13 protein-coding genes and 1 riboswitch are annotated in these 10,991 nt (G+C 71.3%); of the genes, 11 read left to right on the top strand and 2 right to left on the bottom strand.

Annotated elements, in window-relative coordinates; translation table 11 throughout:
- Positions 1–38 precede the first annotated feature (38 nt).
- Positions 39–488: a hypothetical protein gene (locus tag ACIQRW_RS17915; RefSeq protein ID WP_403760911.1), complete on the top strand. Its 450-nt coding sequence runs from the start codon at positions 39–41 to the stop codon at positions 486–488.
- 31 nt (positions 489–519) lie between these two features.
- Here the strand turns inward: ACIQRW_RS17915 and ACIQRW_RS17910 are convergent, their stop codons facing one another.
- Both ACIQRW_RS17910 and ACIQRW_RS17905 read right to left on the bottom strand, forming a co-directional pair.
- Positions 520–1,110, bottom strand: coding sequence for an isochorismatase family protein (locus ACIQRW_RS17910; protein WP_403760908.1), 591 nt, complete (start codon positions 1,108–1,110; stop codon positions 520–522).
- A gap of 234 nt (positions 1,111–1,344) precedes the next feature.
- On the bottom strand, positions 1,345–2,673 hold the full coding sequence (locus ACIQRW_RS17905; protein WP_403760905.1) for a nicotinate phosphoribosyltransferase: 1,329 nt from the start codon (positions 2,671–2,673) through the stop codon (positions 1,345–1,347).
- 79 nt (positions 2,674–2,752) lie between these two features.
- On the opposite strand from ACIQRW_RS17905, the gene clpS reads away from it, so the two are divergent.
- From clpS to ACIQRW_RS17855, 10 genes are all read left to right on the top strand, one after another.
- Positions 2,753–3,070 (top strand): ATP-dependent Clp protease adapter ClpS, encoded by a 318-nt coding sequence (gene clpS / locus ACIQRW_RS17900; RefSeq protein WP_026290599.1) that lies wholly within the window; start codon positions 2,753–2,755, stop codon positions 3,068–3,070.
- A gap of 84 nt (positions 3,071–3,154) precedes the next feature.
- Entirely contained in the window at positions 3,155–3,766 is a 612-nt protein-coding gene (locus tag ACIQRW_RS17895; RefSeq protein ID WP_403760902.1) for a DUF2017 domain-containing protein, read from the top strand.
- A gap of 343 nt (positions 3,767–4,109) precedes the next feature.
- The gene (locus tag ACIQRW_RS17890) at positions 4,110–5,558 is read left to right on the top strand and encodes an amino acid permease (RefSeq protein ID WP_403760900.1); all 1,449 of its coding nucleotides are present in this window, start codon (positions 4,110–4,112) and stop codon (positions 5,556–5,558) included.
- Between the two features lie 131 nt (positions 5,559–5,689).
- Positions 5,690–6,112, top strand: a complete 423-nt coding sequence (locus ACIQRW_RS17885; RefSeq protein WP_397868809.1) for a Mov34/MPN/PAD-1 family protein — start codon at positions 5,690–5,692, stop codon at positions 6,110–6,112.
- Between the two features lie 72 nt (positions 6,113–6,184).
- Positions 6,185–6,303: riboswitch (cobalamin riboswitch) on the top strand.
- 58 nt (positions 6,304–6,361) lie between these two features.
- The gene (locus ACIQRW_RS17880; RefSeq protein WP_403760895.1) at positions 6,362–7,357 is read left to right on the top strand and encodes an ABC transporter substrate-binding protein; all 996 of its coding nucleotides are present in this window, start codon (positions 6,362–6,364) and stop codon (positions 7,355–7,357) included.
- Positions 7,354–8,394, top strand: a complete 1,041-nt coding sequence (locus ACIQRW_RS17875; RefSeq protein ID WP_403760892.1) for a FecCD family ABC transporter permease — start codon at positions 7,354–7,356, stop codon at positions 8,392–8,394. Before ACIQRW_RS17880 ends, ACIQRW_RS17875 begins: the two co-directional genes overlap by 4 nt.
- A gap of 58 nt (positions 8,395–8,452) precedes the next feature.
- Positions 8,453–9,250, top strand: a complete 798-nt coding sequence (locus ACIQRW_RS17870) for an ABC transporter ATP-binding protein (RefSeq protein WP_403760889.1) — start codon at positions 8,453–8,455, stop codon at positions 9,248–9,250.
- 69 nt (positions 9,251–9,319) lie between these two features.
- Complete coding sequence (locus ACIQRW_RS17865; RefSeq protein WP_018958487.1) at positions 9,320–9,448, top strand: putative leader peptide; 129 nt, start codon at positions 9,320–9,322, stop codon at positions 9,446–9,448.
- 98 nt (positions 9,449–9,546) lie between these two features.
- Positions 9,547–9,825, top strand: a complete 279-nt coding sequence (locus tag ACIQRW_RS17860; protein WP_007450629.1) for a MoaD family protein — start codon at positions 9,547–9,549, stop codon at positions 9,823–9,825.
- On the top strand, positions 9,825–10,775 hold the full coding sequence (locus ACIQRW_RS17855) for a PLP-dependent cysteine synthase family protein (RefSeq protein ID WP_403760886.1): 951 nt from the start codon (positions 9,825–9,827) through the stop codon (positions 10,773–10,775). Before ACIQRW_RS17860 ends, ACIQRW_RS17855 begins: the two co-directional genes overlap by 1 nt.
- Positions 10,776–10,991: the final 216 nt, after the last annotated feature.

Genomic DNA, 10,991 nt, shown 5'->3' with positions numbered 1-10,991 from the left:
TCCTTATTGACACAACGTCTCACGGGGGAGCGCTGAGCATGGCTGGCGGAGGTTTCTGCAGGTTGCCGAACGGCACGGTGGTGGTCGCACTGACCCTGACCAGACCGGCCGACGGAACAGGCCCCCACGGGGGTACGGGAGCGGGGCCCGGGGCCCCGGTGCGGGTGCTGGTGCACGCGGCGAACCGGGCGCGCGCCCTGACCAGGCTGCGCAACCTGGGGCTGCGGGCGGTCTACCTGCGCGGCAACGACCGGCCGCCCACGCCGGACGAGGTCACGGCGGTGCTGCACCATCCGGACGGTCTGCTGTGGCGGGCCGCCCCGCAGGCGGACCCGGCCGGCCTGTCGGGCCTCGCGCCCCAGTCGCCCCCGTCCTCCCCCTCGGCCCAGTTCTCCCCGTCGGCCCAGACGTGCCAGGAGCTGTGGCACCCGATCAGGGCCCTGCTGGGCCCCGCCGGGTACGCCGGACCGGCCCGCCCGGCCGCGTAGGCATGAGGGGTGTGATCCGGGCGCGGTGGGGTTACGACGTGACGACCGGTGTGCCGGAGAGCTTCACGCCCGCCGTGCGCATCTCCGCCAGGGCCCGTTCCGTGGTCGCTCCGGACACGCCCGCGGTCAGGTCGAGCAGCACCTGCGTGACGAAGCCCTCACGGGCCGCGTCCAGCGCGGTGGCCCGCACGCAGTGATCGGTGGCGATGCCGACGACGTCGACCTCGGTGACGTCACGGTCGCGCAGCCACTGGGCGAGTCCGATCCCGTTCTCGTCGGAGCCCTCGAACCCGCTGTACGCGGCCGCGTACGCCCCCTTGTCGAACACCGTGTCGATCGCGCCGGAGGCGACGGCGGGCGCGAAGTTCGGGTGGAAGCCGACCCCCTCCGTACCGGCGACGCAGTGCACCGGCCAGGAGTGCTCGAAGTCCGGGCTGCGCGAGAAGTGGTCGCCCGGGTCGATGTGGTGGTCGCGGGTGGCCACCACGTGGCGGTAGCCGGGCTGGGCGTCGCCGATCAGGTCGGTGATGGCGGCGGCGACATCGGCACCGCCCGCCACCGCGAGGCTGCCGCCCTCGCAGAAGTCGTTCTGAACGTCCACGACGATCAATGCGCGGTGCATGGCGGGTTTCCTTCGGTGGGGGCGGGAGCGGATGGGGCGGGGGCGGGGTGCGAGCTCGTGGGGCCGGAGCGGGATGGCGCCGAGCGGAGGGGGATGCCGGGGTTTTTGGGTGTGTCCGCGGGTTCGAGCCTAGGCACTGGACCGTCACAATCAAGCCCGTCCGCCAAACCACCGGTTCCGGATCCGGCCGGTCCGGACGCCGGGGCGGCCCCCGCGGGCCGCCCCGAACCGTTCTCAGGCGTACTCGGTCGGGATCACCGGCTCGCCCCGGGACAGCTGGATCGCCGACATCGGCAGCCCCCCGCGCGCGGCCACGTGCCGCTCCTGTACCGCGTCCAACGGCTCGCGGGCGACCACCTCGCCGCCCCGGACCAGCTCCACCAGCAGCTGCCGGTCGGCCAGCTCCTCGGGGACCGGGCCGGTGCCGATCACCTCGGCCTCGGCGACGCCGTGCGCGTCGGTCCGGCGGGCGGCCCACTTGCGGCCGCCCTTCGACGACTTCGCGCCGAGCGACTTCTTCGCCACCGGCACCAGTGGGGCGTCCGGCTCCGCCGAGCCGGCGCGGGCCACCAGCTTGTAGACCATCGAGCAGGTGGGGTGCCCGCTCCCGGTGACCAGCTGGGTGCCGACCCCGTACGCGTCCACCGGTGCGGCGGCCAGCGAGGCGATGGCGTACTCGTCCAGGTCCGAGGTCACCACGATCTTCGTGTCCGTCGCCCCCAGCTCGTCCAGCTGCTGCCGTACCCGGTGCGCCACCAGGAGCAGGTCCCCGGAGTCGATCCGTACGGCGCCCAGCTCGGGCCCCGCGATCTCGACGGCCGCCCGGACCGCCTCGGTCACGTCGTACGTGTCGACCAGCAGCGTCGTGCCCCGGCCCAGCGAGTCCACCTGCGCCCGGAACGCGTCGCGCTCGGTGTCGTGCAGCAGGGTGAAGGCGTGCGCGCTGGTGCCGACGGTCGGGATCGCCCAGCGGAAGCCCGCCGCCAGGTCGGAGGTGGCGTCGAAGCCGCCGACGAACGCGGCGCGGGCCGAGGCGACCGCGGAGAGCTCGTGGGTGCGGCGGGCGCCCATCTCGATCAGCCGGCGGCCCCCGGCGGCGGCCGACATCCGCGAGGCGGCGGCGGCGATGGCGGAGTCGTGGTTGAGGATGGAGAGGATCACCGTCTCCAGCAGCACGCACTCGGCGAAGGAACCCTCCACCCGCAGGATCGGGGAGCCGGGGAAGTAGACCTCGCCCTCCGGGTAGCCCCAGATGTCGCCGCTGAAGCGGTAGCCGGCCAGCCATTCGAGGGTGGGCTCGTCGACGACCTTCTGCTGCCGCAGGAAGCCGATCATCTCGTCGTCGAAGTGGAAGTTCTCCACCGCGTCCAGCACCCGGCCGGTGCCCGCGACGACTCCGTAGCGCCGCCCCTCGGGCAGCCGGCGGGTGAACGCCTCGAAGACCGAGTGCCGGTCGGCGGTGCCGGCCTTGAGGGCCGCCTGCACCATGGTCAGCTCGTACTGGTCGGTGAAGAGCGCGGTCGACGGAACGCCGACCCGTCGCCCGAGGTCCGCTGAGTTCATGGCTGGGATGCTACCCCCTATTCGTCAAAGTGACGAGATGTGGGGTCCGTTTGTGCGCGGGACCCGCCCGGGTGGCAGCATGGGACAGGTGAGCGTTGCTACCCCGCTAGAGATCGAACGTCCCGATTCGGCCGAGGAGACCTTCGCGGTCCCCGAGCCGGACGTCCCGTGGGTGACGCTCGTCCACAATGACCCGGTCAACCTCATGAGCTACGTGACCTACGTCTTCCAGGCCTACTTCGGCTACCCGAAGGACAAGGCCCACCGGCTCATGATGGACGTGCACCAGAAGGGCCGCGCCGTCGTCTCCAGCGGGAGCCGCGAGGAGATGGAACGCGACGTCCAGGCCATGCACGGATACGGACTGTGGGCCACCCTCACCCAGGACCGCAACTGACCCTTCAGGGCTTCACCCGCCCTCGCCCCCGCCCCCGCTCGTCCCGCCCTCACCCGCCCCGTTCGACCCACCATCGGAGAATCCATGGCCGGCCATTTCGAGGCCACCCCAGGCGGCGGCGCGGCCGTCGCGCTCGACGAGGTCGAGATCTCCATCCTGCGCTCCCTCGCCGTCCAGCTGCTCGAACTGATCGGCCCCGGCGAGACGCCCGCCGAGGGCGAGGACCCGCTCGCCGCCCTCTTCGCCGAGGGCCCCAGCAAGCCGCCGTCCGACCCGGCGCTCGCCCGGCTCTTCCCCGACGCCTACGGCGGCCCCGACCGGCCCGCCGAGGGCGGAAAGCCGGAGGAGGAGCTCCGCGAGCTGTCCTCCGAGTTCCGCCGCTTCACCGAGAACGACCTGCGCTCCGGCAAGCGCGAGGACGCCGTCACCGTCGTCCGCACCCTGGACGCGCTCTCGCCCGCCGGGGACGGCGGTGCCGTCCTCACCCTCACCGGCGACGAGTGCCGCAGCTGGCTGCGCTCCCTCAACGACCTGCGCCTGACCATCGGAACCCGGCTGGAGGTCTCCGACGAGGACGGGGGCGGCGAGGGCTCGCTCTACCGGCTCCCCGACACCGATCCGCGCAAGCCGATGGTGATGGCCTACCTCTGGCTCGGCGCACTCCAGGAAACCCTCGTCGAAACGCTTATGCCGTAATGCCGTGAACAGAGAGGGCGCCCCCCCGCCACGCCGGGGCGGGCGCCTCTGTTCGCTCAACGGACGCTCAGATCCGCATAACGATCGCACCAAGCGATCCGGCCTTTTCGTGCCGGACAGAACCCCTTGCCCGCTTTTTCCTGTGTCGTGCGCCACAGAATGTCCCACCGTGTCCCGTGACGGCCGTGATAGATCTTCACGACCGCCCGGGGACGCCACCCCTGTTCCCGGGGGCGCCACAAACCGGCCGAACGCCGGCGGCACTCCATCCATATCCGGGGGGATCAGGACCTGATCCGCAGCCTTGTGAGGCGCGGATCGGCGTGGAGAAAGGCGCACCACCATGACATCGGCGCAGGTCGACGAGGGACAGGTCGACAAGGGTCGGCCCGGCGGCGACGCCGGGGAATCCGGGACCAGTGGCGAGGGATACCAGCGCGGTCTGGGCGCTCGTCAGATTCAGATGATCGCCATCGGCGGAGCCATCGGCACCGGACTCTTCCTCGGCGCGGGCAAAGCCATCGACCGGGCCGGACCCAGCCTCATCCTGGCCTACGTCATCGCGGGCCTGGTCATCTTCTTCATCATGCGGGCCCTGGGCGAACTCCTCATGTACCGCCCGGTCTCCGGCTCCTTCTCGGAGTACGCCCGGGAATTCCTCGGCCCGTTCTTCGGATTCGTGACCGGCTGGACCTACTGGCTCTTCTGGGTCGTCACCGGAATCACCGAAGTCACCGCCGCCGCCACCTATATGACGTACTGGTGGAACATTCCGCAGTGGCTGTCCGCCCTGGTGTTCACCGTCATTCTGTACGGCGCCAACCTGATCTCCGTGAAGCTCTTCGGTGAGCTGGAGTTCTGGTTCTCCATGGTCAAGGTCACCGCGATCATCGGCATGATCCTGATCTGCGCGGGCGTCCTCACCGTCGGGTTCTCCGACGCCGGCGACACCGCCACCGTCGCCAACCTCTGGAACGACGGCGGCTTCTTCCCCAACGGCATCACCGGCACGCTCATGACACTCCAGATCGTCATGTTCGCCTTCCTCGCCGTGGAACTCGTCGGCGTCACCGCCGGCGAGTCCAAGGACCCCCAGACCGTGCTGCCCAAGGCCATCAACACCGTGCCGTGGCGCATCGCCGTCTTCTACGTCGGCGCGCTGATCATGATCCTCTCGGTCGTGCCGTGGTCCACCTTCAAGCCCGGCGTCTCCCCGTTCGTGAAGGCCTTCGAGGAGATGGGCTTCGGCGTCGGCGCCGCCATCGTCAACTTCGTCGTCCTCACCGCCGCGCTCTCCTCCTGCAACTCCGGCATGTACTCCACCGGCCGCATGCTCCGCGACCTCGCCCTCAACGGCCAGGGCCCCCGCGCCTTCACCAAGCTGACGAAGAACGGCCTGCCGCTCGTGGGCACCACGTTCTCCGCCGCCCTGATGCTCGTCGGCGTGGGGATCAACTACCAGTGGCCGGGCGAGGCGTTCAACTACGTCGTCTCCTTCGCGACGATCTCCGGCATGTGGGCCTGGATCATGATCCTGGTCAGCCAGATCCGCTACCGCCGCATGGCCGACGCGGGCCTGCTGCCGCACTCCTCGTTCAAGGCCCCCGGAGCCCCGTACACGAGCTGGTTCGCGCTCCTGTTCATCGGCATGGTCATCGTGATGATGGCGATCGACAAGGACGCCAGGATCTCGCTCTACTGCGCTCCGCTGTGGGCGCTCATCCTCTTCGTCTCCTACCGGGCGCTCCAGTCGCGCACCCCGGAGAAGAAGACCACCGCCGACACCCACTGACCCGAGGACGGGCCCCACACCGCCCTCCTCCCGGACGCCCCCCGGCTGCCCCAACGGCCGACGGCGTCCAGCATGCGGCCCCCTCCGTACCACTTGCTGGTACGCGGGGGCCGCCTGCATATCCTGGCGCCATGCTGACCATCACCCAGACGCTCTACGACCAGATCGTCGCCCACTCCCGCGCCGACCACCCCGACGAGGCGTGCGGAGTGGTCGCGGGCCCGGCCGGGACGGACCGCCCCGAGCGCTTCATCCCGATGCTCAACGCCGCCCGCTCGCCCACGTTCTACGAGTTCGACTCGGCCGACCTCCTCAAGCTGTACCGCGAGATGGACGACCGCGACGAGGAGCCCGTGATCGTCTACCACTCGCACACGGCGACCGAGGCCTACCCCTCCCGCACCGACGTCACCTACGCCAACGAACCCGGCGCCCACTACGTCCTGGTCTCCACCGCCGACACCGACGACGCCGGACCCTTCCAGTTCCGCTCGTACCGCATCGTGGACGGCGAGATCACCGAGGAAGACGTACGGGTCGTCGAGACGTACTGACCCACCAGGGTGCCCCGGCAGGGCCCCCGCACGGGTCTGGCACACTGCCCCCAGACCCATCAAGGCAGCAGGAACCAGGAAGCCGGCGCGAATCCGGCACGGTCCCGCCACTGTGACCGGGCCCCCTCCCACGCGGACGACTCCCCAGCGGACGACGTCGCACCGGAGGGCGGCCCGGAAGTCAGGAACTGGCCCGCCGCCTTCTCGCATCGACCAGGGGACGCGGAAATCCCCCGGAGAGGCCTCGCCATGTCCCGGCGCACCCCCGCGCTCATAGCCGCCGCCGTGCTGCTCCCGCTCGCCCTCACCGCCTGCTCCACCCCGGACGGCGCCGACGCCACCGGGGACAAGGCCGCGGCGAAGAGCGACGGATTCCCGTACACCGTGAAGAACTGCGGTGTCACCACCACGTTCACAGCCCCGCCGAAGCGCGTCGTCACCATGAACCAGCACGTCACCGAGATCATGCTGGAACTGGGCCTGAAGAAGTCCCTCGTCGGCACCGCCTACCTCGACGACCAGGTCCTGCCGAAGTACGGAGAGGACTACGCTTCCGTCCCGGTCATCGCCAAGGAGTACCCCTCCTACGAGCAGGTCCTCGCCGCCAACCCCGACTTCGTCTACGGCGGCTACAGCAGCGCCTTCACCGCCGGCGACGGCCGCAGCCGCGAGGCGCTGAAGAAGTCCGGCATCGAGAGCCGGCTCAACACCGAGAGCTGCACCAAGGGCGACCAGCCCATGGACACCCTCTACGAGGAGATCCGCCAGGTCGGCCGCACCTTCGGCGTCACCGACCGCGCCGAGGCCTGGATCAAGCAGGCCAAGGCCGACAACGCCGCCACCGCCGAGAAGCTCGCCGACCTGAAGCCCGTCTCCGTCTTCGTCTACGACAGCGGCGACAAGACCGCCTTCACCGCGGGCGGCGAGGGCATCGGCAACGAACTGATCGAGCGGGCCGGCGGCACCAACGTCTTCGCCGACCTCGACAAGCCCTTCGGCGACGCCTCCTGGGAGAACGTCGTCGCCCGCAAGCCCGAAACCATCGTGATCTACGACTACGGCGCCACCACCGTCGAACAGAAGAAGAAGCGCCTCCTCACCGACCCGGCCCTCGCCGACGTCCCCGCCATCAAGAACAAGCGCTTCGCGGTCATGCCGCTCTCCGACGCCGTCCTCGGCGTCCGCGTCCCCGCCGCCGTCGACAAGCTCGCCGCCCAGCTCCACCCGGGGGCCACCACCCCGTGAGCTGCCGCACCCCCGCACCGCGGCGGCTGCTCCGCTACACCCTGGTGCTCGGCGCCCTCGCCGCGCTCCTCGCCGCCGCCGTGCTCGCCGCACTCGCCCTCGGCTCCGTCCGCATCCCGCCCGGCCAGGTCCTCTCCATCCTGACCGGGCGGGCGGACGCGAGCCCCTTCCGCACGATCGTCCTGGACGTCCGGCTGCCCCGGGTGCTGCTCGGCATCGTCGTCGGCGCCGGACTCGCCGTCATCGGCACCGTCCTCCAGGCCCTCGTACGCAACCAGCTCGCCGACCCGTTCCTCCTCGGCGTCTCCTCCGGGGCCTCCACCGGCGCCGTCCTGGTGATCGTCCTCGGCATCGGCGCGACCCTCGCCACCACCGTCACCATCCCCGCCGCGGCCTTCGCCGGCGCGCTGCTCTCGCTGCTCCTCGTCTACACCCTGGCGCGCGGCGGAGGCGGCCTCACCACCAACCGGCTCGTCCTCGCCGGAGTCGCCGTCTCCTACGTCCTCTCCGCCCTGACCAGCCTGATCCTGGTCACCTCCGCCCGCGCCGACCACCTCCAGGAAGTCCTCTACTGGACCCTCGGCGGCCTCGGCGCGGCCCGCTGGGACATGCTCGCGCTCCCCACGGTCACCCTGGTCGCCGGCACCGCCGTACTCCTCACCCTGGCCCGCCCGCTCGACCTGCTCCTGGTGGGGGAGGAGGGCGCGACCGTCCTCGGCCTCGACACCGCCCGCTTCCGGGCCGCCGTCTTCGTCCTCGCGTCCCTGATGACCGGGGCGCTCGTCGCGTACAGCGGGGCGATCGGCTTCGTCGGGCTGATGGTCCCGCACATGGCCCGGATGGCCGTCGGCGCCGCGCACCGCGCCCTCCTCCCGGTCGTCGCCCTCGGCGGGGCGGTGTTCCTGGTCCTCGCCGACCTGGCCGCCCGGACGCTCGCCGCCCCCCAGGACATCCCGGTCGGCGTCCTCACCGCGCTGACCGGCGGCCCGTTCTTCCTCTGGATGCTCCGCCGCCGGCCCGAAGGAGCGCCCGCATGAAGGCGTCACCTTCCGAGGGCGCCCGCCCGACGACTCCGTACGCCCGAGGAGCCCGCCCGTGACCACCCTGCGCACCGAGGGCCTCTCGTACGGCGTCGGCGGAGGCCGCCACCTCGTCGACGCCGTCGACCTCACCGCCGCCGACGGCGAGACCGTCGGCCTCGTCGGCCCCAACGGCAGCGGCAAGACCACCCTCCTGCGCTGCGTCTACGGCACCCTGCGCCCCACCCACGGCCGCGTCCTCCTCGACGGCGACGACCTCGCCACCCTCCCCGTGAAGGCCCGCGCCCAGCGCATCGCCACCGTTCCGCAGGACGGCCACGCCGGCTTCGAGCTCACCGTCGGCCAGGTCGTCGCGATGGGCCGCGCCCCGCACAAGCGGTTCTGGGAGGCGGACACCGCCGCCGACACCGCCCTGGTCACCGAGGCCCTCGCCCGGGTCGGCATCGGCGCCCTCGAACCCCGTACGTTCGCCTCCCTCTCCGGCGGCGAACGCCAGCGCGCCCTGGTCGCCCGCGCGCTGGTCCAGCAGCCGTCGCTCGTCGTCCTGGACGAGCCGACCAACCACCTGGACATCCGCTACCAGCTGGAGATCCTCTCCCTGGTCCGCGACCTCGGCACCACCAACCTCCTCGCCCTGCACGACCTCAACCTCGCCGCGTACTACTGCGACCGTCTCTACGTCCTCAAGGACGGCCGCGTCGTCGCCTCCGGCACCCCGGAAGAGGTCCTCACGGCCGAACTGCTGGGCGAGGTGTACGGCGTCGCCGCCGAGGTCAGCACCCACCCGAAGACCGGCGCACCCACGGTCGTCTACCTGCCGGAAGGGCTCACCCACCCCACCCTGTCCGCATAGTGGTCGCTCACCATCCACCATCTGATATGACACTCGGGTTTCCGCACAGGGAATCGATACGATGCCCGCATGGTTCCCCATGACGTGAGCAACAAGACGCCGGGCACGCTGCTCGTCGCGCGGCTGCACGTCGACCTGTGCAGGCTCGCCAGCGCGATCTGTCCCGCCCGCAGCCTGCCCGTGAGCCGCCCGGCCTGAGCCGCGGTCCGCGCGCCCACCCACACGCACCACCCCCTGCGCGGGGGCAGAAACGCGCGCCCCACGCCACCTCCACGCTTTCGACAGGAGCCCACGCCATGGCCATCGAGGTCCGCATCCCGACCATCCTCCGCACCTACACCGACGGCGCGAAGGCCGTCGAAGGCAACGGGGACACCATCGCCGACCTCTTCGCCGACCTGGAGAGCCGGCACACCGGCATCCGTGAGCGCATTGTCGACGGCGAACAGCTCCGCCGCTTCGTGAACGTCTACCTCAACGACGAGGACGTCCGCTTCCTCGACGGCATCTCCACCAAGCTCAGCGACGGCGACAACGTCACGATCCTCCCGGCCGTCGCCGGCGGCATGCGCTGATGCGGTACGACTCCCCGCTGGCAGCCGTGGGCAACACACCTCTGGTGCGTCTGCCCCGGCTGTCCCCGTCCGAGGACGTCCGGATCTGGGCCAAGCTGGAGGACCGCAACCCCACCGGCTCGATCAAGGACCGCCCCGCGCTCCACATGGTCGCGCAGGCCGAGAAGGACGGCCGGCTGACACCCGGCTGCACCATCCTGGAACCCACCAGCGGCAACACCGGCATCTCGCTCGCCATGGCGGCCAAGCTCAAGGGCTACCGCATCGTCTGCGTCATGCCGGAGAACACCTCCCAGGAACGGCGCGACCTGCTCGCCATGTGGGGCGCCGAGATCATCTCCTCCCCGGCCGCGGGCGGCTCCAACACCGCCGTCCGCGTCGCGAAGGAACTCATCGCCGAGCACCCGGACTGGGTGATGCTCTACCAGTACGGCAACCCGGACAACGCGGGCGCCCACTACGCCACCACCGGACCCGAGATCCTCACCGACCTCCCGTCCATCACCCACTTCGTCGCGGGCCTAGGCACCACCGGCACCCTCATGGGCGTCGGCCGCTACCTCCGCGAGAACCGCCCCGGCATCCAGATCGTCGCCGCCGAACCGCGCTACGACGACCTGGTCTACGGCCTGCGCAACCTCGACGAGGGCTTCGTCCCCGAGCTCTACGACGCCTCGGTCCTCACCACCCGCTTCTCCGTGGGCTCCGCGGACGCGGTCACCCGCACCCGCGAACTCCTCCAGCAGGAGGGCATCTTCGCGGGAGTCTCCACCGGCGCCGCCCTCCACGCGGCGATCGGCGTGGGCAACAAGGCGGTCAAGGCGGGGGAGAGCGCCGACATCGTCTTCGTCGTCGCCGACGGAGGCTGGAAGTACCTGTCGACGGGCGTCTACACGGCGGAGACGACAGAAGCGGCGATCGAAACACTTCAGGGCCAGCTCTGGGCGTGACCCGGCACCCCGGGCCGGGGCGCACCCATCCAGCCCGTCCGGCGCTTGAGGACATCTTTCAAGCCCCTCCGGCGTTTGAGGAGCGGGGCCCGGGGCGGGGCCCCCAAAGGGGCCCCCCCCCCCCCCCCCCCCCCCCCCCCCCCCCCCCCCCCCCCCCCCCCCGCGCCCACCCCCCCCCCCCCCCCCCCCCCCCCCCGCCCCCGCCCCCCCCCCCGT

Origin of the sequence: Streptomyces sp. NPDC091287 (assembly GCF_044768525.1) — a bacterium.
GTDB lineage: Bacteria > Actinomycetota > Actinomycetes > Streptomycetales > Streptomycetaceae > Streptomyces.
Note: the sequence above shows the minus strand (reverse complement) of the source record. Positions and strands in the feature narration are given on the sequence as shown.